Genomic DNA, 24,073 nt, shown 5'->3' on the forward strand with positions numbered 1-24,073 from the left:
CGCATTGGTTTCGAACACGTGGGGGTAGCTGTAATTAAAATCCCATCGCGCGGGAGGACGCGTACCGGGCGCGGATTCGTCACGATACATTTGCCCCACTTCCGCCGCCGACAGTGCGCGCCGCCAAATGCGAACGTCGTCCATATCGCCCGTGAGCTGTTTGCGCGGATGCACCTCTGCGTTTCCCTCGCCATTGGCTGCGCCGAGCAGCAGATGATAATCGGAATCAAAATCCACCGTTTTGGATTTTGAAATATCTTTTTGGGTTAACAACTTGCCATCCAGAAATACATTTAACGTTTGATCCCGATCGAACACCGCCACCAGTTGATGCCATTTGCCGTTGTTGAGGCCGATGTCCCGCAAGCCCAAATGGACAACACCGGAATTCCCATCACCGCCCGTGGATTGCAATAGCACCAGCAGCAAATTTTGGTGCTGTTCATACTCGTGATACGCCGCTAAACCCCAACAGCATGGCAACCGCAATTCGCTTTTTTTACCGACCAACCCGAACGCATCATCCGTGGTTTTCACCCACAAACTCACGGTGAAATCGTTGGTACGAATGTCGAGCCGATCACCGATGTCGATGGAGGCATTGCCATCAAAATGCAGCGCGCGATCGGCGCGGCCGAAGCGGTCGGTGGTGGGCGTCACGCCTGTGGCATTGCCGTCGTAGCCGTGGCCGGTGGCGTCGCGGGCGTGGCCGTCCATCGGCCAATGCGCCTCCACGCCATCGCGCCAGCTGGGCTCGGACGTTTCCGGTGAATCTGATTCGCCCCATTGATTCCAAGCCAGCGTGCCCACCAACAACACTGCCAATGTGGCCAGCAGTTTATTGAAAATCGCGGTGCTTTCTTCCAGCGGCCGATGGCCATCGCGCACGCGTTCGAGGTCCTCGGCCATTTCTGCTGCATTGGCGTAGCGCTCTTTGGGCAAATCCGCGCAGGCTTTGAGGATCACCGCGTTGAGACCGCGCAGTTCCGGATTCGGCGCAGGCAATTCGGGGAAGTCGTAGCGATCTTTGCCCGTGGCCATTTCGTAGAGCACTTTGCCGAGCGCGAACACGTCCGCCGTGGTTTTGCCCGGGCCTTCGTACGGGATGTAGCCGAACGTGCCCACCGCCGAGGGTGTGCTATCCATTCGCGCCACGAGGCCAATGTCCACCAGCTTCGGCTTGCCGTCCACGTAGATAATGTTGGAAGGCTTCACATCGCGATGCACCAACTCGTGCGTGTGCAAATGCGCCAACGCGCGTGCGAGGCTCACGCCCACCTTCAAACATTTCGCCGGGGGCAAAGCGCCGTGCGCGGCGAGTTGACCTTGCAGCGTGCGCGGCTCGTACGTTTTTGGATTCACCTCATTGGCGTCCACGTCCGCGTCATCCGCCAGCTCCATCACGCTGAAGAATAATCCGCGCGCGTCATCGCGTTCCAAGCGCAGCACATCCACAATGCCCACGTGACTACGGCTCAACGATTCAAATCGCTGTTGGCCGCGCCATTCGCGTTCGTACGGATGCGCATCCTCAAAGCGATCGCGCCGCACCAGCTTCACCGCGCGAAAGGCGCCCTCTTCCCCAACCGATTCCCGCGCCAGCCACACCTCGCCATAAGTGCCTCCGCCAATCTGACGCAGCAAAGTCAACCCCGGCAATTGGGGTGCGTCTTCATTAGATTCACTAAAATTCTTTCCCGCCATTTCAATCAAATTTTTCCAGTAGGGACGCACGTCCGCGCCACGCCCTTCATCAATCGCGCCCGCAACAACCTCTCCTCTCCTCCGCAATCCGTCCGATACACACGCGGCTCCGGCGGCGGCTTCAGCCAACGCTCCGCCAGCCGCGTTACCCACGCGTACATCCGCCGACGCCACGGATGCCACCGGCGCAAAGGACGCGATACGTTCAATCCGCCCCCTCCTCCCGCAGCCGCACCAGCTCCTCCTCGAATTTCTCCCCCACCCGATACTTCGCCATATACACCTGCCGATTGCTCACCCCCAGCGTTTCCGTCACCTCCCGCATCGTCCATTCCTGCATCATATAAGCGTGAAAAATCTGGAATTGCTTCGGCCCCACCCGCCGCTTCACCCGTTCCAGAGCGAGGCTCACCATTCGTTTGTTCCATTCGTTGTTCCATAATTGTTTAAATTCATCCCGCCCACGAACCGCCGGCAACCCTTCAAACTCCAAACTCACCGTCGGCACCCGCCGCCCGTTCTTGCGCGCGTGATCCGCCATCCGCGAGCGCAGCACCGTCATCAGCCACGCTTTGTACGAACCCTTCTCGCGATCATACACAAACCCCGGCATCTTCTGAGACACCTTTGACACCGTCTGCTGTGTCACATCCTCCGCATCCTCCGCACCGAAGCCCGCCTTACGCACCACGTTGTAGAGCAGCATCCAGTACAAATCATAAAACTCCCGCCAACTCCGTTCATCCCCCAAATCCTTGAGCCGCAACAACAAACTACTCCGCGTCGCCAAAGGCGGCTGTTCCCCATCTTTCACCATCCTCTTCCTATCAGTACGCCGCATCGCAGGAGTCTTTCGCAAATGACCATAAAATTCCCATAAAAAAATTATTTTGTGAATATTTGTGAGAAACAGAGGTTTTACAGCGTATTGAATTTCATATGATTTATAAAGAGCTAAGTTCTTCGAATCAAATTGTAATAGCGATCTCTGCTGCCGTGCTCCATTCAATCGGACAATTCAATTGTCACGCGCAAACACAAGTTAATAAAATAACAAGTATTCAGGTTGAATTCATTAAGGGAACATCAGCTGGAAACCCAGGCTCCCCCGAAGTAGTCATATCCAGTTCATGGAGTTGCACCAGAAAAGTAATCGCAAGTACCGGTGCCTTTGCGACTAGCTTCAATGAATACAAGTCTCAAAGCGGTTCCGGTAATCCCTATATTCATTTGAGGGTAAAATATACTTGCGTCGACCCAACCAAGCCCCCAAGGCCTAGCCCAGAGAATTTGACTTATAGCTGGACTTCATCCAACTCCAATAATGCAACTCAACCAGTTCAGAGCGGTACAGCATTGAAAATGAAAATGGAAAATTTTCCTGGTGGAGTAAATGCTGCATCTTCCACCCGAGGCGATCAAGTAGTTTGGAAACTATCGGCTTCTGCCACACAGGCAGTGGATGGTGTTACTACAAAATTTAACACTTCTGGGACAGCCCCAACTGTAACTTGCATAAATGGCACACTCTCGCAAACTGCCGGAAGCAACTCAAGCGGAAGCAACTCAAGCGGAAGCAACTCAAGCGGAAGTAACCCAGGCGGAAGTAACCCAGGCGGAAGTAACTCAGGCGGAAGTAACTCAGGCGGAAGTAACCCAGGCGGAAGTGGTTCAGCTGGATTCAGCTCCAGTTATTCCAATTCTCGAATGAATGTAGTTCCGGGACGGGGTTCATTTTTTGGGATAAGAAACTCCTACAATAGCAAAATTCGCAACTTAGTACAGCTAGGTAGCGGTGGTTCATCAAACTCATATTCCGGTGCATCCGCTCGTTCGATGCGCCTCAACCTCAGAGCCGGCGCTAGATTCAGAACCGGAAAACGCGGATTTTCGACCTTCTCATCTTCCCAAGCCAGCGGAGGTCAACAATCAAGGCCCTAGAACAATTCCCAATCGACAGTCTACCCAAATAAGCTACACCCGATCCACATCCAAAACCCCATTATACTTGGAGATTTCACTCTTGTTCCCGAGCCATCCTTCAAATTCCCTTTCCAGCATCACAGGCATTCGGTCGTGGTATTTTTTGACGACTTCATTTGGCTTGGTGGTGAGGAGGGTGAAGGTTTCGAGGATGGGTGGCGGGGGCTCGAAAGTGTTTTCGAATAGCTCGGGTTGTTTGCTGGGCGGGCGGTGCCAGCGTTCCCAGAGACCGGCGAAGCAGATGAGTGGGCGGGTGGGATTTGTGAAATGATAAGCTTGGCCGCGGCCATTCGGGTCGGCGGAGCGGTTCCATTCGTAGAAGCCGGTGGCGGGGATGAGGCAGCGGCGGCTTTGCCACGCTTCGCGGAAGGCGGGTTTTTGCGCGGCGGTTTCGCTGCGGGCGTTAATCATTTTAGTGCCGATTTTTTCGTCCTCGGCCCAATGCGGGATGAGGCCCCAGCGTATGGGGCGCAGTTCGGTGCGGCCATTGTCGCGCACGATGACGGGGGCGGTCTCCTTGGGCCAAATCATCGGGCGCGGGGTGAATTCGTAAGTGCAGAGGTCAATGGGCAACACCTCGGCCAATTCCATCGGATCCACAGTTTCGGAGTAGCGACAACACACGGTTGGAAGGTAAAAAGGAAATTGCCAAAAACACAGGCCAAAAGTCACAAGCAAACATCCTCGGCAGGGAAGCGCTGCGCTCGCCCCCGGTAGCCCGGGCCCTCGGCTCGGACTACAATTTGCGCCTTGCTCCTTTTGTCTCTGCACGGAAAGCTCCGCGCGTGGATTTACAACTGCGAGACAAGACCGTCATCGTCACCGGCGGCGCGAAAGGGATTGGTGCGGCTGCCGTGCGTGCCTTTGCGGCGGAGGGGGCGCACGTGGCCATCGCGGGGCACGGGTCGGCGGAGGGCATGGCATTGGCGCAGGAGGTGAATGGAATTTTTATCGAAGCCGAGCTGGCGGAGGAATCCGCCTGCCGTATGGTGGTGGATGAAACGCTGGCGGCGTTTGGCCGCATTGATGTTTTGGTGAACAACGCCGGAGTTAATGACGGCAAGGATTTGAGCACCTCGCCCGAGGAGTTTATGGCCTCGGTGCATTTGAATTTATCGCACGTTTACACGCTGGCGCATTTATGCCGGGAGGAGTTAGCAAAGCACGCGGGGGCCATTGTGAATGTCAGCTCCAAAGTCGCTGTCACCGGTCAGGGCGGCACTTCCGGCTACGCGGCGGCGAAGGGCGCGATGAATGCGCTCACCCGCGAATGGGCCGTGGCGCTTGCGCCGGACAACGTGCGCGTCAATTGCGTGATCCCCGCCGAATGCATCACACCGCAATATCAGCGCTGGTTTGATTCACTGGAAAACCCCGCCGCGACACGCGCGGCAATCGAGCGATTGGTTCCACTGGGTAACCGCATGACCACTCCGGAAGAACTGGCGGCTATGATCGTGTTCCTCGCCTCCCCGTGCAGCAGTCACACAACGGGACAGATCGTATTTGTGGACGGCGGCTACTCGCATCTGGACCGTGCGGTGAACGCGGATCATTCAAAGTGGGATTGAAGGAGTTGAGAACTTAATAACCTGCGATACAAGCCCGAACAATCCCTCGGCTTAGTGCGCCTTGACGACTTCTTTGCCCCGCTTCATTTTTGTTGGCCGACCACACACAACCCTTCATCGGAAATTATTTTTCTTTTTTCGTAGCATATTTCTAAAAGTGATGTAAGTTGTAAGAAGAGAAAGGACTTCCTCATGAATAAGATTATCCGGACTTTTCAGATCATTCTCCTCTTCAGTGTAAACGCAGCCCAACCCCTTAACGCTCAACTTCGTATCCCCGCCTCACCCATCCTTAAAGACAAGGGCGAAAATGAGGGGAGTTACCATACCCGTTTTCAGCAAATCAAAAAATGCCGTGATTCTGCCCAAAATTTCCTCTCGCAACCCTCCCATTCCGGAGGGCCCCGTATAGGCTTCGATTACAACCGATATGGGATCTACAACCGTGGGCAACAAATACCCTCCAAACAAAACTGCCTGAATGCAATGTGGCACCTCCGGCGTGCAAGTGATTTAGGAGATTATGAAAGTGCTCAAATTCTCGGGGATGTATATTCCACAGGTCGTCTTTTAGGCCACCATACAATCCAGGCCTTTCCAGATGAGGCCGCAAAATATCGCGTTCGCGCCTGGTCCATTGCTAAAAATTCAGGCGTGGTTGGGTGGAAGAACCGTGAACAACCTCTTGCTGAACAACAAGTTTCCGAACTGGCAAAAAACGGAAACTCGCACGCGCGCAAATCTTTTTCCGTCGATTTAGTAGCCAAAGGTGACCGATTAATCCGGTCGGACCAGAATCATCCCGATGCGATGGATGCATATTCTGAAGCAGCATCTCTCAACCCAAACAACCTGCAAATTAGAACCAAGATGGAACGGATTCTTCCCCATGCCATGCAGCTTGCGTTTGACAATATTCGCCACCAAGTAAAGCCGTGGCATATCGCCGGCATCCAGAATCCCCGGGTGATGCAGGAAGCCGCCAATCTTGCGCGACGGCAGGGAGCCCCTTTGAGGGCAATCGATTTGGCAGAGGTAGCTCACCGTAATCTAGCCCCAAATGCCCAAGCCGCCACCGAACGGTTTATTGCATCCATCCGAATGGATCTAGCAAGTGATGCCGAATTGAATCGCGATTATCAACTTGCCATCTTCCATGCCAAAGAGGCTGGAAAATACAACGATCCCCAAGCCAAGGGGTACATTGAAAACATGGAAGTCAAGGAAGTCGTAGATTTAATTGCCAAACAAAAATTTGACACAGCTACAGCAAAAATTGCCGGCCTTCAGCTAAGTCCGAATCCCGCTATCCGACAACAAGCCGATGCTATCAGCAAAAAAATGTCGGCCAATTTCAAACCACAAGAGGGTGCTGTAGTTTACCGAAATATTAGTGCCTCCACCTTTGAGATTAACTGCAACAATAGCTCAAAAGGCACTGGTTTTGTCGTGGCCGATGGCATTATCGCCAGCAACATACATGTAATCAAAGGCGCGACTCGTGGCACAGCCACCCAGATTTCATCACAAAATCAATTTACAATTCAGTTCCCTCCACTGGCTCAAGATGCCAGACGTGATCTGGTTATTCTTAGGGTAAACTTTAATGGCCCCAGCCCACGCCCTTTGCCTATTCGCCCAATTAACTCCGTCGGAAAAGGCGATGACGTTTATGCGCTGGGAAACCCGTATGAATTGACCGACATCATATCAAAAGGTTTAATATCAGGCCTCCCAAAATATGACCCGCGCAACCCAATGCTAGATACGGGTCGACCTGGTGACACGATCATTGTTACCGATACCGCTATAAACCCCGGCAACAGCGGAGGACCACTAGTGGATAACAGAGGCCACGTCATTGGAGTCAATACCTATGCACGTAATGACGTTCTGCAACCTAACGGTGACATTAAGAAATCCGAAGGGCTCAACTTTGCCATTGCCGCCGAACACATCAAGGCGCTTCTCCCGTAGAATAGAAATGGCTCCAGAGGAAGGACTCGAACCTTCAACCCTGCGGTTAACAGCCGCATGCTCTACCATTGAGCTACTCTGGAACTCGAAGGCGGGAGGCTACCGAAGGCGCGGGGGCGCGTCAAGCGATTCAGCCACCCTGGCATTGGGGGCAATAGTAGGTACTGCGGGCGGCTTGGGTAATTTGGCGGATGGACGTGGCGCAGCGATCGCAGGGTTCATCGGCGCGGTTGTAAACGCGCAAGCGCTCCTCGAAGCCTTGGGGGCCGGCGAGGCTGCCGTAATAGAATAGATGATTCCGCTTCTCCGCCCCTGCGAAATCCAGCGGCACAGTACTGCCGCATACAATGGCCTCGGTGAGTACTTCGCGGATGCTCGCAGCCAAAGCCACACATTGAGCACGGGTGAGGCGCCGGGCGGCTTTGCGTGGCGAAATGCCCGCACGCCACAGGGATTCGCTGGCGTAAATGTTGCCCACACCCGCCAGTGTTTTTTGGTCGAGCAATTTTGGCTTGATGGCTTGAGCGCTGCGACGCAAGGCCGTGTGAAGGATCGCGCCATCAAAAGCATCGCCCAAGGGCTCGGGCCCGAGAGATTCCAACGGTGAAAGATCAAGCGTGAGGCGACCAAAATAACGGGTGTCTTCGAAAACACAAATGTGGCGACCCAAGCCCAGTGTGACTGCAGCATGTTTCGGCAAAGGCGCGGCAGTGGGTTGGACAAATATGCGACCGGTCATGCCCAAATGACCGAGCAAAATAAACGGCTCGTGGAGCGGTTGATTTAGTTTGAACAAAAGATACTTGGCGCGCCGAGTGACGGAGATGAATTTTGCGCCAACCAATTTGGCGCGCAAAGCTCGGGCGGAAGTGGGACGCGTGCTTTTGGTGCGATGGACGCGCACCTCGGAAACAGTCTTCCCGCGTAAAGCGGGGCCAAGATGGCGCGTGAGCACCTCAACTTCAGGCAATTCTGGCACAAGCGGATTTTAACAAAGATCAGCGGAATTTGCAGGATGAATTATCGCCGACCCGGTGCAAAGGCGTTGGGTTGATGCCGGATCTCATTCACAGCACCTCGATTGAGCAGCACCTCGACGATGTCGAAGCGAAAGGCGATTTCCGGATCGTGAAGAAGACGCAAATAATTTCGCGCAGTGGCGATGAGCTTGCGTTGCTTGTCGGCGTTTACGGCGGCGGCGGGGCGCGTCCAACTTTCCGACGAGCGCGTTTTCACTTCCACAAACACCAACGCCTCGCCATCGCGAAAAATGAGATCAATCTCGCCTTTTGCGGTGCGGTAATTGGCGTAGAGAAATTTCAAGCCCGCCTTTTTCAAATAACGCTTGGCCGCCCGTTCCCCTAACCGGCCTCGATGCAAGTGCTCGGGCTCCGCACGCCGAAACCAATCCATAAAACCATCGGACCAGACCATGCCAAGAGCGTAAGGGAGAGGAATGGAGAGGCAATGAAAATATTGAATAAATAATAATTCCCGATGAACAATGCCCAAACCCTAAGAAAAACCCAATCTACGATCTTCAACCTGTTCAGGACGTGTATTGGGAATTGGCAACTCCCTGATTACTGGAACTTGGGCATTGGTTCTTGCGCCGCACGCACCGGCGCAAAACTTTGCCGGTGAATGGGACACGGGCCGTGAGCTTCGAGCGCGGCAAGGTGCACAGCGGTGCCGTAGCCTTTGTGTTTGGCGAAATTGTATTCAGGCCAGCGAGCGTCGTGTTCCCGCATCAGGCGGTCGCGGGTGACTTTGGCGAGGATGCTGGCGGCGGCGATGGAGAAACTTTTTTGGTCGCCTTTCACAATGGCCGTTTGTGGGATAGCGAGCGTCGGGACGCGAAGGCCATCGACGAGGGCGTGAGCAGCGGGCGGGGAGAGTTGGGTGAGAGCGGCGTTCATCGCGCGGTGGGTGGCTTGCAGGATGTTGATTTCGTCGATGACATTCGCTTCGATGATGCCGATGCCAAAATGGATTTGGGTTTCCTCGTGGATGGCGGCGAATAATGCTTCGCGCGTTTTCTCGGTAAGTTTTTTGGAATCATTGAGGTGTGCGAGAGATTCGGGCAAATCTGTTTGCGCCCACTCCATTGGCAAAACCACGGCGGCAGCCACTACGGGGCCGGCTAATGGGCCGCGTCCGGCTTCATCAATGCCCACCAGGCGGCTGAGGCCTTGCGCGTGATGTTCACGTTCGAATTGGAAGTAATCCACGGACCCGTTGTGGCGGATGGAGGGTGAATTTGAAATGGAAAGTTGTTCGCGCTTTTTCAGACACGAATTTCACAGATTTTCACAGATGATCAATCCGTGAAATCTGTGTCTTGATTTGCGGCAAGGTGGAACTTGCCCACAGAGACAAAGAAAATTTAACCGCCTCGCTTCAGCCCTGTTTCAGCATTGCATCGTAATCAGTGTGTTTACCAATCCAAACCCAAACAAATCGCTGAGCCTCGAAAATGGCCACGGCCCGATAATTTCGGCCGACGCGGGCCGACCACATTTGTGGAGTAACCTTCAGGAAGCGAAGCGATGGATGACGCGGGTTACCCTGCCACAGTCGATAATTCTTGTCGGCCAGTTTGCGCAACTCGGGCGTGAGTTGATTATACAGAGCCCAAAACTCCGGTGCGGCGGTGGAGTTCACGGGAAAGGTCGGTCGGTTCCATCAGCCACCGCGCGCTTGGCCTGCTCAACCAAGTGATCCAACCGACCGGCTGCAGCGTCGGCCTGCATTTGCCGATCCCAAGCGTCGCCGCCAAATTCGGTTTCCATCCATCCCAAAAGTCCCAGCGCCTGTTCCTCGGGCAGATCGCGAATGGCGGTCTGGATTTCCTTAACCGTACTCATAGGGAAAACACTAACGTGTGGATGGAAGGATCTCAAGCCAAACCGCCCCTTTTTCAGACACGGATTCCACGAATTTCACAGATGATCAATCCGTGTGAATCCGTGGAATCCGTGTCTCAAATTTGAACTACTTGCGCTCTTTGACGAGCATGGCGCGTTTACCGATGCGTTCGCGGAGGTAGTTGAGCTTGGCGCGGCGGACTTTGCCTCGGCGCTCGACGGTGACTTTTTCAACGTTAGGACTGTTGACGGGGAACACGCGCTCGACGCCCTGGCCGTAGCTGATGCGGCGCACGGTGAAGGTGGCATTGAGTCCGCGCCCGCGGCGGGCGATGACGATGCCTTGGAAAACCTGCGTGCGTTCCTTGGCGCCTTCTTTCACTCGCGTGTGGACCTTGACGATGTCGCCCACATTAAATTCCAGTGCCTCGGCGCGCAGTTGCTCCGACTCAATTTTGTCCATCAATGCCTGATTCATATTTTGTCCTTCGTTAAATTGTTACAAATTGTTTTCTATTCTTCCAATAAATCCGGCCGGCGTTCGCGCGTGCGTTGCGCGGCTTGTTCGCGGCGCCATTGTTCGATGGCTGCGTGGTTGCCGTTTTGCAACACTACGGGCACTTCCAACCCGCGATATTCGGCCGGCCGCGTGTACTGCGGATAGTCCAGCGTGTTCTTACTAAAACTTTCCTCGACGCTGCTGGCGTCATCGCCCAACACGCCGGGCAGCAATCGCGTGACCGCGTCGATCACCACCATCGCGGGCAACGCGCCGTTGGTCAGCACGTAATCGCCGATGGAGATTTCGTGATGCACCCGCGTGCGGATGCGTTCATCAAAACCTTCAAAACTGCCGCAGAGCAGGAGCAGATGCTCGTGCGCCGACAGCGTACTTGCCGTGGCTTGGCGAAATGGCTCACCTTGCGGGGTGAGCATCACCACTTGCGTGGTGTCGTTTGCCAGCTCGTCTATCGCTTCAAAGATCGGTTCGGGCTTGAGCACCATTCCCGGGCCGCCGCCGTAAGGGGGGCCATCCACCGTGCGGTGTCGGTCGTGTGTCCATTCCCGCAAATCGTGGAGGGCGAGCTCCAGCCGGCCGCTTTCGCGGGCACGGCGCAGGATGCTTTCATCCATCGGCCCCGCGAACATCGCGGGGAAAAGCGTGAGCACGTCCACCTTCATTGCTGTGGCTGCGTGGCACGCCGAGCGCGCCTAATCGTCGTCTTCGTCCTCAATGATTTCCAGACCGCAGCGCATTCCTTTTTTGGCGCCCCCAGCTTGGATGAGCGAGCGGATGGCGTTGATTGTCACGCCGCGTCGGCCAATCACTTTGGCGATATCATCGGGATCCATTCGCAGTTCGTAAACGGTGGTGCCGTTGTTTTCCACTTCGGTCACGTTAACTGCTTCGGGTTCATCGACCAACCCTTTGACCACATATTCCACAAAATCTAGCATAACAAAAATTGATTAAAAATTAACCGTCCGACTTAGGTTCATCAGGTTTATCTTCAGCCTTAGGCTCCTCGGTTGCTTCGCCGGCCTTTTCAGCAACGGGTTCCTCGGATTTTCCCGCCACTACCTCAGGCGCGGCCTCTTCCGCTTTGGGCTCTTCCTTGACTTTTTTAACCTTTTTCGCTTTGGGCTCCAAACCTTTCTCGGCGCGGAGAGCGCGTTTGATGATGCTGGCGACCGTTTCGCTGGGCTGCGCGCCCACGCCACGCCAGTATTTGGTGCGATCGAGGTTAATCTTGAAATTCTCGGCGCCCTCTTTCAGGGGCCAATAGGTGCCAATTTCTTCAATGAACCGGCCATCGCGCGGGCTGCGGCCATCGGTTACTACAATGCGGAAAACCGGCGTATTTTTCATGCCGATCCGCTTTAATCTCATCTTTACTGCCATAATCTTAAGCTTATTTTCCAGAGCCAAATGGGGCCTGAACCATCAAAAAGGGGCGGGAATTTAGCCGCCGCAGAAGGGGAAAGCAAGCCCTCTTTTGGGTTATTTTTCCATTAAGTTAACCCGTCGGCGCAGGGGCTACCATGCGGAGAGTGCTCGGGGACACACTAATCGTAGCTGGCAATTCGCCGGTAGCGTCGCCATCGAGCTGCACTACTACGCGCTTGCCGTTCACGGGCGTGAGTTTGATGCTCGTCGCTTGCACATAATGCACCCCCGCAAGGCTCGGCAAATTGCCCGTGAGCACGCCCCAAAGATATTCGGGTGTGCGCCATTTTTGCACGCGCTCGGCGATGATGGCGTCCACCTTGCCGTCGTCCAGCCGAGCGGCGGGGAAGACATCGAAGGGGCCGCCATAAAACGGCCCGTTGCCGAGCATAATCAATTCCGCACTTTCGATCACTCGGCCATCGGCCACCACGCGCATCGCCGGTAGTGGCTCCATCGCCGCGCGATAGCCCGCGGTGAGATAGGCAAACTGACCGCTGCGCTTTTTGGTTTCCCAATTCACCAACTCGCACGCGCGACCATCCATCCCCGCGCCGCCGAGTGCAGGGAAACAGCGCCGCTGCGTTTTGCCTTCGCGCTGGAGTTCCATCCACGGCAAATCAATTTGCCGCGTGAAGCCGCGCCGAATCACACGCCATGCTGCATCGAAATCCAAAGGGATGCCCAACTCCCGCGCCAAAACATTCACCGTGCCCAACGGCAAAATCCCCAACGCCGTTTTTGCAAGCGCATCGGTCTCGCGCGCCAAGCCATTGGCCACCTCGTGCACCGTGCCATCGCCGCCGGCGGCCACGAGTAATTCGATGCCATCGGCCACCGCTTGTTCTGCCAAATCCTCCGCGTGCCCCGGCCCTTCCGTGGGCAACAATGTGCACTCGTCGGCAATCTCATCGAGTTGCCTGCGCAAATGCCGCGCCTGATCGCCCTTGGCGGTGGGATTAAAAATAAGGCCAATGCGCATCGCCGGAGGGTGAAGCCAAAGAAGGCGGGTGTCTAGTGAGTTGTGGGTTTGGGGAGTCGTGAATAGGGAGTTGGGAATAGTGTGGGCTGCAAATTCTACTCACTATTCATGATCTCCCTCGTCACAAACTCCTTCCCCTGCCCTACTGCTTTTTGAAGCGAAAGACCCTTTGCCAAGCCCGCTACGATTGCTGCCGAATAAACACAACCCGTCCCATGCATCCCGCGGCCCTTCACGCGCGGGAGCGACAGCATCGATTCGTCGCGGCCATCGAAGAGGACATCCACCGCCTCGTTGAGCCCGCGCAAGTGACCGCCTTTGACGAGCACCGCACACCCGTGCTTTTCGTAAATCGCGCGAGCGGCGGTTCGTAAATCTTCCGGCTCACGGATGCGCAGTCCCGTGAAAGCCTCCGCCTCCGGCACATTCGGCGTCACTAACTTTGCCACCGGCAACAATTTCTTTTGCAGGGCTTTCATGGCCGATGGTTTCAACAACACCGTCCCACTTGTCGAAAGCATCACTGGATCCACCACCAACGGCAACCGGCGATTGGTGAACCATTCTGCAAGCACTTCCACATTACCCGCCGTCAGCAACATTCCCGTTTTGGCCGCCTTCGGTTTGTCTCCCTCAAACACCGCCGCCAATTGTTCACCTACCATCGTGGGCTTCACCGCCTCCACCGCGCGCACGCGCTTGGGGCATTGCGCCGTCACCGCCGCCACCACCGAAACCCCTCGCACGCCCAACACCGCGAACACCCGCAAATCCGCCTGCAACCCCGCCCCACCACAGGAATCACTCCCCGCAATCGTCAACGCAACTGGCTGTTTCACCGAAGGCACGCGCGGGTTTTAACACAGATGGTCAGGATATTCAGGATAATGAATGAAAAATCCTGTGCATCGTAAATATCTGTGTTCAAACACTGCCCCCAATGAACTCGTTTTCATTCTCTGTGCCCTCAGTGTCTCTGTGGTAAAATTGGACAACATTGATTCAACGGAATTTTTCATCCGTGAAATTCTGTGGAATCCGTGTCAACTTCCGCCCATGGACAAGGATGCGGTGGCCGAAGTGCTAAAGGAAATCGGGGTGTTGCTCGAGTTGAAGGGGGAGAACCCATTCAAGACGCGGGCGTATGTGAACGGAGCGCGGGCGTTGGAGGGACTGACGGAGCCGTTGGAAACGCTCATCGCCGAGGAACGGCTGGGCGATATCAAAGGTATCGGCAAGGCGTTGGTGGAAAAGATCACGGAGCTGGTGGAGACGGGCGAGCTGGAATATTACGACACGCTCAAGGCCTCCATCCCGCCGGGGCTCATCGAGATGCTCGACGTGCAGGGCATGGGCCCAAAGAAGGTCAAGGCGCTGCACGAGAAGCTCGGACTCGAGACCATCGAGGCACTGGAAGCGGCGTGCGAGGCGGGCAAGGTGGCCGAGCTGGATGGGTTCGGCAAAAAGAGTGAGGAAAAAATTTTAGAAAGCATTGCGTTCAAACGGCAACACGCGAGCCATCATCATCGGCATAAAATGTTGATCGCGGCGGAGCCAATTCTCGATGATTTGCGGAGCCACCCGGATGTGATCCGGTGCGACATCGCCGGCAGTTTACGCCGCGCCAAAGAGGTGAGCGGCGATATCGATTTTCTCGTGTCCGCCAAGGACAGCACGGACATCATTGAGGCCTTCACCACACGCGACGGCACCCTCAGCGTACTCGCCGCCGGCGGCACCAAAGCCAGTGTGTTGCTCGAAGGCGGCATTCAGGCGGACCTGCGGGTGGTGGACGATTCGGAGTTCGCCAGCGCGCTCGCGTATTTTACCGGCAGCAAAGAGCACAATATTTCGATGCGCAGCCGCGCCATCGCGCGCGGATTGCGGCTCAACGAATACGGCCTGTTCAATAGCAAAGAGGAAACGCGTGACCCCAAGCTGCGGCTGGACTGCAAAACGGAGGAGGATATTTTTCAAGCGCTGGACCTCGCCTACGTGCCGCCGGAACTCCGTGAAGACCGCGGCGAGTTTGAGGCCGCCGAGCAAAACAAAATCCCACGCCTCATTGAATGGACCGATCTCAAAGGCTCGCTGCACAATCACAGCAACTGGAGCGACGGCCACGAAAGCCTCGAGGAAATCGCCGAATACATGAGCGGCCTCGGCTGCGCTTACTGGGCCATCACCGACCACTCGAAGGCTTCCTTCCAAGCCAATGGCCTCGACGCCGCGCGCGTCAAAAAACAACTCAAAGCCGTCGCCGCCGTGAACCAAAAACTCAAAGACGACGGCGACGACTTCCGCTTGCTCACCGGCATCGAGGTGGATGTGCTAAAAACCGGCCTCGATCTTGAAGACGATTTGCTCGCGCAACTGGAAGTCGTCGTCGCCAGCATGCACGTCGCCGGCAGTGATGAAGCCGATAACACCCAACGGCTCATCACCGCCGCCGAGAATCCAAACGTCCATATGATCGGCCATCTCAGCGGCCGCTTGCTGCTCGGCCGCGCGCCGCAGAAGCTCAACCAACAAGCCGTCATTGACGCCTGCGCGGCCACCGGCACGTGGATTGAACTCAACGCCAACCCCCACCGCCTCGATCTCGACTGGCGCCACTGGCAATACGCGAAAAGCAAAGGCGTAAAATGCGTCATCAACAGCGATGCCCACCGCAACGAGCACGCGGGCTTCTTAAGAATCGGCACCGGCATCGCCCGCAAAGGCTGGCTCACCAAAGGTGACGTAATGAACACACTGCCCTTGGCGAAATTGCGGAAAGAGTTGGGGAAGAAAAAAAACTAACGCCGCCGTCGGCCGCCGAAGCCGAAGTGTTGACCTTTGCCGATGCGGGCGGTTTTCATTTTGCGATCGCGCACGCTCACGCCCTTGAAACGTTTTTCATCAAGGATGGTCGTATACGTGTAATCGAAATCATCCAGCTTGGCGCGCTCGATGGGGCGGCCGATGAAGCGCTCGACGGCGTCCACGTGTTGCACGTCTTCGGCGACCATTAGGGTGAAGGCATCGCCAGTGGCCTCCGCACGGCCGGTGCGGCCGATGCGGTGTACGTAATCTTCAGGGTGCTGTGGCACATCGTAGTTGATGACGTGGCTGACGTTGGTGACGTCGAGCCCGCGACTGGCAATGTCCGTGGCGACGAGCACTTCGTATTTACCATCGCGGAAACCGCGCAGTGATTTCTCGCGGTCACTTTGCGTGCGATTGCTGTGAAGAATGGCGACGGCGTGGTTTTGGCGCTTGAGCTCCGCCCCGACGCGGTCAGCTCCATATTTGGTGCGGCAAAAAATAATGACCGAATCGTAATTCACGCGCTGGAGCAATTCAAAGAGCAGCTCGTTCTTTTGTTTTTCAGCCACGGGATAGATGACGTGTTTAATCGTATCGGCGGGCGAACGGCGCATCCCGATCTCGATGGTCTCGGGTTCTTTCATTGCCCATGAGATCAGCGTCTCGATGGCGGGCGGAATGGTGGCGCTGAAGAGCGCGGTGACGCGATCTTTCGGGCATTTGTCGAGAATGCGCCGCACGTCGGGCAGGAAGCCCATATCGAGCATCCGATCGGCCTCATCCAGCACCACGTGGGAAATATTGCCGAGCTTGGCATTGCCTTGCTGCATCAGATCGAGCAAACGGCCGGGTGTGGCGACGATGATGTCGACTCCAGCTTTGAGGGCATCGACTTGTTTTCCGTAACCCACGCCGCCGTAAATCACCGCCACGGTGTGGCCGGTGAAACGTGCGTAATCGCGCACGGCGGTTTCCACTTGCGAAGCCAGTTCGCGCGTGGGTTCGAGAATGAGCACGCTGGATTTGCCTGAGCCTTTGCTGATTCTGGAAATAATGGGCAACATAAACGCCGCCGTTTTGCCGGTGCCGGTTTGCGCGCTACCGATCACATCGTTACCCTCCAACAAGAGCGGGATGGCCCGCAACTGGATGGGCGAAGGATCGGTCCAGCCCATAGCTTTGACGCCGTCGAGGACCGGTTTGGAAAGGCCGAGTTTGTTAAATGGCATAAAGGAGCGAGACTAAAGCAGAGGCGTGCGAATGGTGCAAACTATTTCGTCATTGAGCCGCGCGCCGGTTTTGCGTATGGTGGCGGCACGGAACGTAGCACAGCCTGGTAGTGCGCCTGCTTTGGGAGCAGGAAGTCGGAGGTTCGAATCCTCTCGTTCCGACCATTTTCATGGTGGATCTTTCCAAAAATACTCCAGATTTCATCACCGATGAAGTGCAACTTGACTCCGTGCTCACGACATCTTCGGCGCAGTTGAGAAAGTTTATCCCCCAAGTGAGCAGCCCGCTGATTATCCTCGGCGCGGGCGGGAAAATGGGGCCCACGCTGGCGGTGCTGGCCAAACACGCAGCTGATCTCGCCGGGCATCCACTAGAAGTCATTGCCGTCAGTCGCTATTCCAATGACGCCTCCCGACAGTGGCTGGAAAACAACGGCGTGCAAACGGTGACCGCTGACCTTGTGGATGACGCCACGTGGCCCACGCTGCCCGACTCGGAGAACGTCATTTTTCTCGTGGGCCAAAAATTCGGCACCGAGCGCAACCCCGGCCTTACGTGGGCGCTCAACACGCTCGTGCCTGCCGCCGCCTGCAAACGCTACTCCAATGCGCGGCTCGTCGCCCTTTCCACCGGATGCGTTTACCCGCACGTCCCCACCGATAGCGGCGGCGCCACCGAATCCACCACGCCGGAGCCGGTTGGCGAATACGCCAGCGCATGCCTTGCGCGCGAGCGGTTGTTTGAATTTTACGCGCAGCAAAACAGCACCGCCATCACCTTGGTTCGGCTCAACTACGCGATTGATTTGCGTTACGGTGTGCTGCACGACATCGCCCTAAAAATCTGGCGCGGTGATCCCGTCGATCTCTCCATGGGATATTTCAACTGCATTTGGCAAGGCGACGCCAATGAGCGAATCCTCCGCAGCCTCGGCCTGTGCCACAACCCGCCGCACCTCATAAACCTCACCTCCCCCGGAACACTTTCCGTGCAGACGGTGGCTCAACAACTCGGCGACCTGCTCAAACGCCAAGTACAATTCATCGGCACCGAAGCCAAAACCGCCTGGCTCAGCAACCCAACCGCCGCAGTTAAAATCCTCGGCACACCGGAAACCTCGCTGGATACTATGCTGCGCTGGACTGCCCATTGGACGCGCACCGAAGGCCGCAGCCACGGCAAGCCCACGCATTTCGAAGTCCGCGACGGGAAGTATTGAGCCACGCGCCCCACTCCTTTACACTGCCGCCGTGAATCGCGTAGGAATCGGATACGATGTGCATCAGTTGAAGGCCGGGCGGCCGCTCGTTTTGGGCGGCGTTACCCTCCCGCACGACACCGGCCTCGACGGGCATTCGGATGCGGATGTGCTGATGCACGCCATTTGCGATGCAGTGCTCGGCGCAATTGGCGAGGGGGATATCGGTTCATTTTTTCCGCCAAGCGAGGCGCAGTGGAAAGATGCGGCCAGTAAAATTTTCCTCGAAGAAGCCGCGCGGCAAGTTGAAAAACGCGGCGGCCGCATTAACAATGTTGACGCGATGCTCATTGCCGAAGCCCCCAAAATTGGTCCCCACATTGCCGCCATGCGGGAGAACATCGCCGCCGCGCTGGGCATTGACGCGAGCGCGGTGGGGATCAAAGCCACCACCAACGAAACGATGGGCTTCGTGGGCCGCGGCGAGGGGATGGCGGCGCACGCGGTGGCAAGCGTGGAGCTGACGGACTAACGTGGCGAGCAAAGGCGACATTGGCTGGAAACGCCGCGACGCCGATGGCGAGCGCGTGCAGGTTTCCGCAAAAAAAGTGGGCAACCGCTGGCTGTTTCGATTGCGCGACAAACGCTACGATACGTGGCAGGCATACGACGAACCCGTGCTCGAAGATTGGCTGGAGCTACTCGACAACGTAAGGCGCCGCATCGCCCGCAAAAAAGTTCCTTTCGACGAGGAAGCTCGCCTCACCGCCACCATCCGCGAGCGTTATCCGGAGGCCACGCTATGAAGCGCGCACCGCTTATTGTGGTGTCAACCATGACCGAGCAAAAGGGTGCGGAATTTCGCGATCGATCCACGAGCTTGTCGTTTTGGTACACACGCGCCATCGCGCGCGCGGGCGGCTTACCTTTGCTCGCCCCAAATTTCCCTGAACAAAAAAACCTCGCACGCGACATGGTGGCCCGCGCCGATGGCGTGATGCTCACCGGCGGTGACGATTTGCAGCCGGAATTATACGACCCCGCCCTGCCCTGCCACATCAAAACCAAGGCCGGCGGCGTGGATCCGGCGCGCGATTTATTTGAGTTCCAACTCATCGAACAAGCGCTGCAACAGCGCAAACCGATACTCGCCATTTGTCGCGGCCCGCAAGTGCTCAACGTCGCCCTCGGCGGAGGGCTCGTCACCGATATTCCGACCGAACTTCCGCGCTCAATGAATCATGCCCGCAAGGGCGAAGCCCACAAACGCGTACACTCCGTGCAACTGTCGAAAGGGTCGTTGATGCGAAAAATTTTCCGGCACGAAACGCTGCGCATCAACAGTGCTCATCATCAAGCCGTCGGCGAATTGGCCCCGATGCTCCGCGCCACGGCGCAAACTAAAGATGGCATCATCGAAGCGATTGAGTTGAGTGAGACCGAAGCCCAAGACGCGCCGTTTTTGTTGGGGGTACAATTCCACCCCGAACGCCTCATCGACACGCACCCTGAATTTCTGCGCGTGTTCAAAGCGTTCGTGAAGGCGTGCGCTTAAAGCAACCGCTGGATTTTTTTTCGCAACCGGCCGTTGGTGGCGATCATTTCGTAGGTGTACTTGCGCGGCATCGGTTTGTGCCAGAAATCGCCCCCGGCGCATTCGAGGATGAGCCCGCCCGCGGCGACGTCCCACAGATACACGCCAAGCTGCCGATAGGCGTCCAGCCGGCCGGCCGCCGTCCAAGTCATCGCCAGCGCGGCGCTGCCCATTAACCGCACTTTGAGCACGCGTTGATAAAGGCGCGCAAAGAGCGGCAGATTTTTTTTGATGGTGGTGCGGCTTTTAGAAAACCCGATGGAGACGATCGAGGTTTCCAGCGTGCTTGTTTCGCTGACGTGAATGGCGTGGCCGTTGAGCTTCGCTTTGCCGCCGGCGCGGGCGGTCCACATCTCATCTAGAAAGGGATCGTACACCACGCCAATCACGGAATCGTAATCCGCCCAGTGTCCAGTGGAATCCGCGCGGCGTTGTTGCAAGGCAATGGAAACGCACGCGTGCGGAATGCCGCGGCTGAAATTCACCGTACCGTCAATGGGATCCACCACCCAACGCCACTCGCCGGTGGTATCGCCCACTTCGCCTTCCTCGCCGAGAAAAGGCACGTGCGGAAAGCCCTTGCGCAGGCCGCGCTCGATCATCGCCTGGCTGCGGTTGTCCAACTCCAGCTTGATGTCGTGCGCGGTTTGGAGGTTGATGTGCTTTGGGGTGCGCAGTTGGCTTCTGAGAAACACACCGACTTTGTGCGCAACATCTTTGGCGCATCGAGCGGCGGCGGTGATATTCGGCGGTTTCATTTTTCGGGCAATGCTTCGAGCTGAATCCAGCCCTTCGAGCGGTAATACATCCAGCCGACGGACTCGTACATCCAAATTTGGACGGCCTTGAGCCGATCAATGCTCGGGAAAAAATTCCAATCCCCTCGATACGGCCAAGCGGCAAAGTCGCAAGCCACCGGCCTGACATCCACGCCTGATGATCGAAACACCGCCTCAGCCCGTTTCATATGGCTGGCGGAGGTGACAAGCAAAATTGTTTCCCATCCCTCCTTGCGCGCTAACGCTGCAAATTTTTGTGACTCCTCAAAAGTGTTGGCACACACGCCGAGGTCGTGCACGGGGATATCTTCGGCGAGTTTCCACTTTTCAATCCACGGGCGAATGCACTCGGCTTCCGGCTCCAATTTTCCATTTTTCCAGTAACCGCCTCCGCCCAAAACCAACACCGGCGCTTTGCCTCGGCGAGTGAGCTCGATGCCCGTCAGCACGCGATCCACCGCGGCGCTGAAATCGATCCCGTTGATTTCAACCTCAGCCCCCCCGCCGATGCCGCCGAGCACCAGCACCGCATCAGCCTCCGGAAGCGTTGCCCAACTTGTGCGGCCGTACGGCGCTTCCAAACGCGAAAGCAACCAATCGCTTAACGGTGAACTGCCAACAAAGAAAAGTGCCAGCGCCAGTCCACCTTGCATCGCCGCCAAGCGGTATTTGCGTTTATAAATAAACCAACCGGCCAAACCCAGCAGCGTGAGCCACAAAAGCGCCACCGGCTGCAGCAAGGCTTTTGCGAGCGCGGCCATCTCAGGCGTCGGCGAGATATTCGATGGCCTCGCGGGTTTGTTGCTCTTTTTCCTGCCACTCGGCCAGACGATCTTTGGCCTCTTGCAAAACTTCTTCCGGCGCGCGCTCGGTGAATTTTGGGTTGTTTAATTTGGCATCAGCTTTCTGAATTTCGCTGGCGATTTTTTCCAACTGTTTTTCCAGGCGCACTTTTTCGGCATCCACATCAATCAATCCATCGAGCGGCAAATACAATTCACCCAGTGCCGAACGCGCGACAGGCGTGCCTTTGCGCGGCGCGTAATCGGCATCCACTTTCAAGCTCTCGGCGTTCAGCAAACTTTGGATGACGTCCACTTCGTACGCATCAAGCTTGGCAGCGGGTTTGATGATGTAATCAATTTTTTTGGCAAATGGAATGTTGCCGATGCCGCGCAAGTTGCGACCGGCGGTGACGAGTTCGTGCTTGGCGGCGACGAGTTCGTCAATGGTTTCGTCCAGTGCATAATGCTCTTTGAAATCATCCTGAAAGGCTTTCGGCCAATGGGCGGTCATAATGGTTTGGCCGCCTTGGTCGGCGGGCATCTCGGCCGAGAAACCAAGCCCCTGCCAAAGTTCTTCGGTGATGAACGGCATAAATGGATGGAACAACCGCAGCGTGTGACCGGTTACGAAATCAAATACCGCCAACACGTTGGCTTTGCGCGCTGCGTCTTCGCTAAAGAATGTGGCTTTGCAGGATTCCACGTACCAATCACAAAACTCGCTCCAGAAAAAACGGTACAACGTCGCCGTGGCATCGTTGAAGCGATACGCCGCGAATGCTGCTGAAACCTCGGTGATGGCTTGGTCGAGCCGCCGGAGAATCCAGCGGTCATCACTGGTGAGCAGTGTGGGGTCGATCTCGCCTTCAGTTTCGCCGCCTTGCATTTGGCGAAAACGACAGGCGTTCCAAAGTTTGTTGCAAAAGTTGCGGCCGAGCTCCACATCCTTTTCGTCGAAGAGCACATCTGACCCCAACGGCGCGCTGCGCATCGTGCCAAACCGCAGGGCATCCGCGCTGTATTGCGCGATAAGCTCCAGCGGATCGGGCGAGTTGCCGAGGCTCTTGGACATTTTTCGGCCTTTTTTGTCGCGAACAATTCCGGTGAAATAAACATTACGAAACGGCAAATCGCCTTTCCATTCGTAGCCGGCCATAATCATTCGCGCGACCCAAAAGAAAATGATGTCCGGCCCCGTGACGAGGTCGGTAGTGGGGTAAAATTTCTTGAGCGTCTCCGTGTCATCCGGCCAGCCCATTGTCGCAAAAGGCCACAGCCACGAGCTGCACCACGTGTCGAGGACATCGGGATCCTGTTCCCAGTCATCGCCCTCCGGCGCTTCGAGCCCGCAGTGGATTTCCTCGCCGCGATACCAAACCGGAATCCGATGCCCCCACCAAAGTTGGCGGCTGATGCACCAATCTTGGAGGCCGCCCATCCAGTAATCGTACGTCTTCGACCAGCGCTCGGGATAAAACTTCAGCGCGCCGTTGGCCACACATTCGCGTGACTGCGCTTGGCTCGGGTATTTCAAAAACCACTGCTCCGAAAGCCGCGGCTCAATCGGGACATCGGCACGTTCGCTGAAGCCGACATTGTTTTGGTAATCCTCGGCCTTAAGCAACGCGCCCATTTCTTCGAGCTGAGCGGCGGCGACATTGCGCGCTTCAAAACGATCCAAACCGGCCAAATCCGCGCCGGCCAACTTGTCCATTTTTCCATTAGCAGTGATGACGTCAATGACCTCCAGCCCGTGGCGTTGACCGATTTCAAAATCCGCCTTGTCGTGCGCGGGCGTAACCTTGAGCACGCCGGTGCCAAACTCAATGTCGATATGCTCGTCGGCCACGATGGGCAGGTGCGCTTGGTTTTCCGCGGGTAACGGCCGCACGGCGTGCTTGCCAATGAGGCTGGCGTAGCGCGGGTCGTTCGGATTCACCGCGATGCCGCTGTCACCGGGAATGGTTTCCGGCCGCGTGGTGGCGATCTCGAGCCACGTGTCCGGCTCCTCGACCACTTGCACTTTGAAATAAAAGAGCTGGCTGTTTTGCTCTTTCATAATGACCTCTTCGTCCGAAAGGGCTGTCAGCGATTTCGGGCACCAGTTCACCATTCGTTTACCACGATAAATTAAACCCTTCTTGTAAAGATCCACGAACACGCGCTGCACACACTTCGTGTAGTCCTCATCCATTGTGAAACGCAGGCGCGACCAATCGCAACTCGCGCCGAGCTTTTTCAACTGATCGATGATGATGCCGCCGTGCTTCTCCTTCCATTCCCAAATATGCTCGAGCAGTTTCTCGCGCCCGAGATCATCGCGATGCTTCATCACGCCTTCCTTGCGCAGCGCGCGCTCCACCACGTTCTGCGTCGCGATGCCCGCGTGATCCGTGCCCGGCAGCCACAGCACCTCTTTGCCATCCATTCGCGCCTTGCGCGCGAGAATATCCTGAATGGTATTGTTGAGCACGTGCCCCATGTGCAACACGCCCGTGACATTCGGTGGCGGAATGACAATCGAATAAGCCGGGCGCGCCTCACTCACGCGCGCGGGATCCGCAGTGAAGCAACCGTGTTCCTCCCAGAACGAATACCATTTAGTTTCAACCGATTGCGGTTCGTATGCTTTTGGAATTTCGGCCAT

At 56.3% G+C, this 24,073-nt stretch carries 26 protein-coding genes and 2 tRNA genes; 9 read left to right on the forward strand and 19 right to left on the reverse strand.

Annotation, left to right across the window (positions count from 1 at the left end; all coding sequences use genetic code 11):
- Positions 1-1,887: protein kinase (locus tag H8E27_13180; protein MBC8326568.1), on the reverse strand; the 1,887-nt coding region annotated here is incomplete at its 3' end.
- Between the two features lie 22 nt (positions 1,888-1,909).
- Entirely contained in the window at positions 1,910-2,545 is a 636-nt protein-coding gene (locus H8E27_13185; protein ID MBC8326569.1) for a sigma-70 family RNA polymerase sigma factor, read from the reverse strand.
- Between the two features lie 678 nt (positions 2,546-3,223).
- On the opposite strand from H8E27_13185, the gene H8E27_13190 reads away from it, so the two are divergent.
- A complete protein-coding gene (locus tag H8E27_13190; protein MBC8326570.1) occupies positions 3,224-3,415 on the forward strand; it encodes a hypothetical protein in 192 nt (63 codons plus the stop codon).
- 263 nt (positions 3,416-3,678) lie between these two features.
- Here H8E27_13190 and H8E27_13195 read toward each other — a convergent pair whose 3' ends face one another.
- The gene (locus tag H8E27_13195; protein ID MBC8326571.1) at positions 3,679-4,287 is read right to left on the reverse strand and encodes an SOS response-associated peptidase; all 609 of its coding nucleotides are present in this window, start codon (positions 4,285-4,287) and stop codon (positions 3,679-3,681) included.
- 185 nt (positions 4,288-4,472) lie between these two features.
- Between H8E27_13195 and H8E27_13200 the strand changes: the two genes are divergently transcribed.
- Both H8E27_13200 and H8E27_13205 read left to right on the forward strand, forming a co-directional pair.
- Positions 4,473-5,258, forward strand: coding sequence for an SDR family oxidoreductase (locus tag H8E27_13200; protein MBC8326572.1), 786 nt, complete (start codon positions 4,473-4,475; stop codon positions 5,256-5,258).
- Between the two features lie 192 nt (positions 5,259-5,450).
- Positions 5,451-7,235 (forward strand): trypsin-like peptidase domain-containing protein, encoded by a 1,785-nt coding sequence (locus H8E27_13205; GenBank protein MBC8326573.1) that lies wholly within the window; start codon positions 5,451-5,453, stop codon positions 7,233-7,235.
- An 8-nt stretch (positions 7,236-7,243) separates the two neighbouring features.
- Here the strand turns inward: H8E27_13205 and H8E27_13210 are convergent.
- The 12 genes from H8E27_13210 to thiD all read right to left on the reverse strand — a co-directional run bounded on the left by H8E27_13210 (position 7,244) and on the right by thiD (position 13,871).
- Positions 7,244-7,318, reverse strand: a tRNA-Asn gene (locus H8E27_13210).
- 47 nt (positions 7,319-7,365) lie between these two features.
- Positions 7,366-8,214 (reverse strand): bifunctional DNA-formamidopyrimidine glycosylase/DNA-(apurinic or apyrimidinic site) lyase, encoded by an 849-nt coding sequence (gene mutM, locus H8E27_13215; GenBank protein MBC8326574.1) that lies wholly within the window; start codon positions 8,212-8,214, stop codon positions 7,366-7,368.
- 41 nt (positions 8,215-8,255) lie between these two features.
- Positions 8,256-8,648 carry a YraN family protein gene (locus H8E27_13220; GenBank protein MBC8326575.1) on the reverse strand — a complete coding sequence of 131 codons (393 nt, stop codon included), beginning with the start codon at positions 8,646-8,648 and terminating at the stop codon, positions 8,256-8,258.
- Positions 8,649-8,818: 170 nt separating this feature from the next.
- On the reverse strand, positions 8,819-9,466 hold the full coding sequence (locus tag H8E27_13225; GenBank protein MBC8326576.1) for a ribonuclease HII: 648 nt from the start codon (positions 9,464-9,466) through the stop codon (positions 8,819-8,821).
- 169 nt (positions 9,467-9,635) lie between these two features.
- On the reverse strand, positions 9,636-9,899 hold the full coding sequence (locus H8E27_13230) for a hypothetical protein (protein ID MBC8326577.1): 264 nt from the start codon (positions 9,897-9,899) through the stop codon (positions 9,636-9,638).
- Complete coding sequence (locus H8E27_13235) at positions 9,896-10,102, reverse strand: hypothetical protein (GenBank protein MBC8326578.1); 207 nt, start codon at positions 10,100-10,102, stop codon at positions 9,896-9,898. The genes H8E27_13230 and H8E27_13235 overlap by 4 nt, the downstream gene beginning before the upstream one ends.
- Before the next feature lie 127 nt (positions 10,103-10,229).
- Positions 10,230-10,580, reverse strand: coding sequence for a 50S ribosomal protein L19 (rplS, locus tag H8E27_13240; GenBank protein ID MBC8326579.1), 351 nt, complete (start codon positions 10,578-10,580; stop codon positions 10,230-10,232).
- Positions 10,581-10,615: 35 nt separating this feature from the next.
- A complete protein-coding gene (trmD, locus tag H8E27_13245) occupies positions 10,616-11,284 on the reverse strand; it encodes a tRNA (guanosine(37)-N1)-methyltransferase TrmD (protein MBC8326580.1) in 669 nt (222 codons plus the stop codon).
- 30 nt (positions 11,285-11,314) lie between these two features.
- Positions 11,315-11,560 carry a KH domain-containing protein gene (locus tag H8E27_13250; protein ID MBC8326581.1) on the reverse strand — a complete coding sequence of 82 codons (246 nt, stop codon included), beginning with the start codon at positions 11,558-11,560 and terminating at the stop codon, positions 11,315-11,317.
- Between the two features lie 19 nt (positions 11,561-11,579).
- On the reverse strand, positions 11,580-12,005 hold the full coding sequence (gene rpsP, locus H8E27_13255; protein MBC8326582.1) for a 30S ribosomal protein S16: 426 nt from the start codon (positions 12,003-12,005) through the stop codon (positions 11,580-11,582).
- 115 nt (positions 12,006-12,120) lie between these two features.
- Positions 12,121-13,032: a diacylglycerol kinase family lipid kinase gene (locus H8E27_13260; GenBank protein ID MBC8326583.1), complete on the reverse strand. Its 912-nt coding sequence runs from the start codon at positions 13,030-13,032 to the stop codon at positions 12,121-12,123.
- A gap of 95 nt (positions 13,033-13,127) precedes the next feature.
- The gene (thiD, locus tag H8E27_13265; protein MBC8326584.1) at positions 13,128-13,871 is read right to left on the reverse strand and encodes a bifunctional hydroxymethylpyrimidine kinase/phosphomethylpyrimidine kinase; all 744 of its coding nucleotides are present in this window, start codon (positions 13,869-13,871) and stop codon (positions 13,128-13,130) included.
- A 217-nt stretch (positions 13,872-14,088) separates the two neighbouring features.
- Between thiD and polX the strand changes: the two genes are divergently transcribed.
- Positions 14,089-15,834: a DNA polymerase/3'-5' exonuclease PolX gene (gene polX / locus H8E27_13270; GenBank protein MBC8326585.1), complete on the forward strand. Its 1,746-nt coding sequence runs from the start codon at positions 14,089-14,091 to the stop codon at positions 15,832-15,834.
- On the opposite strand, the gene H8E27_13275 is transcribed toward polX, so the two are convergent.
- Positions 15,831-17,069, reverse strand: coding sequence for a DEAD/DEAH box helicase (locus H8E27_13275; GenBank protein MBC8326586.1), 1,239 nt, complete (start codon positions 17,067-17,069; stop codon positions 15,831-15,833). The genes polX and H8E27_13275 overlap by 4 nt on opposite strands.
- Before the next feature lie 88 nt (positions 17,070-17,157).
- On the opposite strand from H8E27_13275, the gene H8E27_13280 reads away from it, so the two are divergent.
- The 5 genes from H8E27_13280 to H8E27_13300 all read left to right on the forward strand — a co-directional run bounded on the left by H8E27_13280 (position 17,158) and on the right by H8E27_13300 (position 19,823).
- Positions 17,158-17,234, forward strand: a tRNA-Pro gene (locus tag H8E27_13280).
- Between the two features lie 5 nt (positions 17,235-17,239).
- Complete coding sequence (locus H8E27_13285) at positions 17,240-18,289, forward strand: NAD(P)-dependent oxidoreductase (GenBank protein MBC8326587.1); 1,050 nt, start codon at positions 17,240-17,242, stop codon at positions 18,287-18,289.
- A 31-nt stretch (positions 18,290-18,320) separates the two neighbouring features.
- Complete coding sequence (locus H8E27_13290) at positions 18,321-18,800, forward strand: 2-C-methyl-D-erythritol 2,4-cyclodiphosphate synthase (GenBank protein MBC8326588.1); 480 nt, start codon at positions 18,321-18,323, stop codon at positions 18,798-18,800.
- A 1-nt stretch (position 18,801) separates the two neighbouring features.
- On the forward strand, positions 18,802-19,074 hold the full coding sequence (locus H8E27_13295) for a hypothetical protein (protein ID MBC8326589.1): 273 nt from the start codon (positions 18,802-18,804) through the stop codon (positions 19,072-19,074).
- On the forward strand, positions 19,071-19,823 hold the full coding sequence (locus tag H8E27_13300) for a gamma-glutamyl-gamma-aminobutyrate hydrolase family protein (protein MBC8326590.1): 753 nt from the start codon (positions 19,071-19,073) through the stop codon (positions 19,821-19,823). The genes H8E27_13295 and H8E27_13300 overlap by 4 nt, the downstream gene beginning before the upstream one ends.
- On the opposite strand, the gene H8E27_13305 is transcribed toward H8E27_13300, so the two are convergent.
- The 3 genes from H8E27_13305 to H8E27_13315 are packed head-to-tail and all read right to left on the reverse strand — an operon-like array spanning position 19,820 to position 24,073.
- Positions 19,820-20,620 (reverse strand): inositol monophosphatase, encoded by an 801-nt coding sequence (locus H8E27_13305; GenBank protein ID MBC8326591.1) that lies wholly within the window; start codon positions 20,618-20,620, stop codon positions 19,820-19,822. The two genes, H8E27_13300 and H8E27_13305, sit on opposite strands and share 4 nt — an antisense overlap.
- Positions 20,617-21,402 carry a YdcF family protein gene (locus H8E27_13310; protein MBC8326592.1) on the reverse strand — a complete coding sequence of 262 codons (786 nt, stop codon included), beginning with the start codon at positions 21,400-21,402 and terminating at the stop codon, positions 20,617-20,619. The genes H8E27_13305 and H8E27_13310 overlap by 4 nt, the downstream gene beginning before the upstream one ends.
- A 1-nt stretch (position 21,403) precedes the next feature.
- Positions 21,404-24,073, reverse strand: coding sequence for a valine--tRNA ligase (locus H8E27_13315; GenBank protein ID MBC8326593.1), 2,670 nt, complete (start codon positions 24,071-24,073; stop codon positions 21,404-21,406).

The organism is Limisphaerales bacterium, from assembly GCA_014382585.1.
Lineage (GTDB): Bacteria > Verrucomicrobiota > Verrucomicrobiia > Limisphaerales > UBA1100 > JACNJL01.

What these genes read in the sequence shown, in the direction of transcription:
- rpsP (MBC8326582.1), bottom strand. Translation starts at nt 12,005, where the DNA reads ATGGCAGTAAAGATGAGATTAAAGCGGATCGGCATGAAAAATACGCCG.
- H8E27_13190 (MBC8326570.1), top strand. Translation starts at nt 3,224, where the DNA reads ATGGCACACTCTCGCAAACTGCCGGAAGCAACTCAAGCGGAAGCAACT.
- H8E27_13260 (MBC8326583.1), bottom strand. Translation starts at nt 13,032, where the DNA reads ATGCGCATTGGCCTTATTTTTAATCCCACCGCCAAGGGCGATCAGGCG.
- rplS (MBC8326579.1), bottom strand. Translation starts at nt 10,580, where the DNA reads ATGAATCAGGCATTGATGGACAAAATTGAGTCGGAGCAACTGCGCGCC.
- H8E27_13310 (MBC8326592.1), bottom strand. Translation starts at nt 21,402, where the DNA reads ATGGCCGCGCTCGCAAAAGCCTTGCTGCAGCCGGTGGCGCTTTTGTGG.
- H8E27_13250 (MBC8326581.1), bottom strand. Translation starts at nt 11,560, where the DNA reads ATGCTAGATTTTGTGGAATATGTGGTCAAAGGGTTGGTCGATGAACCC.
- H8E27_13205 (MBC8326573.1), top strand. Translation starts at nt 5,451, where the DNA reads ATGAATAAGATTATCCGGACTTTTCAGATCATTCTCCTCTTCAGTGTA.
- H8E27_13185 (MBC8326569.1), bottom strand. Translation starts at nt 2,545, where the DNA reads ATGCGGCGTACTGATAGGAAGAGGATGGTGAAAGATGGGGAACAGCCG.
- H8E27_13300 (MBC8326590.1), top strand. Translation starts at nt 19,071, where the DNA reads ATGAAGCGCGCACCGCTTATTGTGGTGTCAACCATGACCGAGCAAAAG.
- H8E27_13285 (MBC8326587.1), top strand. Translation starts at nt 17,240, where the DNA reads ATGGTGGATCTTTCCAAAAATACTCCAGATTTCATCACCGATGAAGTG.
- H8E27_13220 (MBC8326575.1), bottom strand. Translation starts at nt 8,648, where the DNA reads ATGGATTGGTTTCGGCGTGCGGAGCCCGAGCACTTGCATCGAGGCCGG.
- H8E27_13275 (MBC8326586.1), bottom strand. Translation starts at nt 17,069, where the DNA reads ATGCCATTTAACAAACTCGGCCTTTCCAAACCGGTCCTCGACGGCGTC.
- H8E27_13305 (MBC8326591.1), bottom strand. Translation starts at nt 20,620, where the DNA reads ATGAAACCGCCGAATATCACCGCCGCCGCTCGATGCGCCAAAGATGTT.
- H8E27_13315 (MBC8326593.1), bottom strand. Translation starts at nt 24,073, where the DNA reads ATGGCCGAAATTCCAAAAGCATACGAACCGCAATCGGTTGAAACTAAA.
- H8E27_13235 (MBC8326578.1), bottom strand. Translation starts at nt 10,102, where the DNA reads ATGAGTACGGTTAAGGAAATCCAGACCGCCATTCGCGATCTGCCCGAG.
- polX (MBC8326585.1), top strand. Translation starts at nt 14,089, where the DNA reads ATGGACAAGGATGCGGTGGCCGAAGTGCTAAAGGAAATCGGGGTGTTG.
- trmD (MBC8326580.1), bottom strand. Translation starts at nt 11,284, where the DNA reads ATGAAGGTGGACGTGCTCACGCTTTTCCCCGCGATGTTCGCGGGGCCG.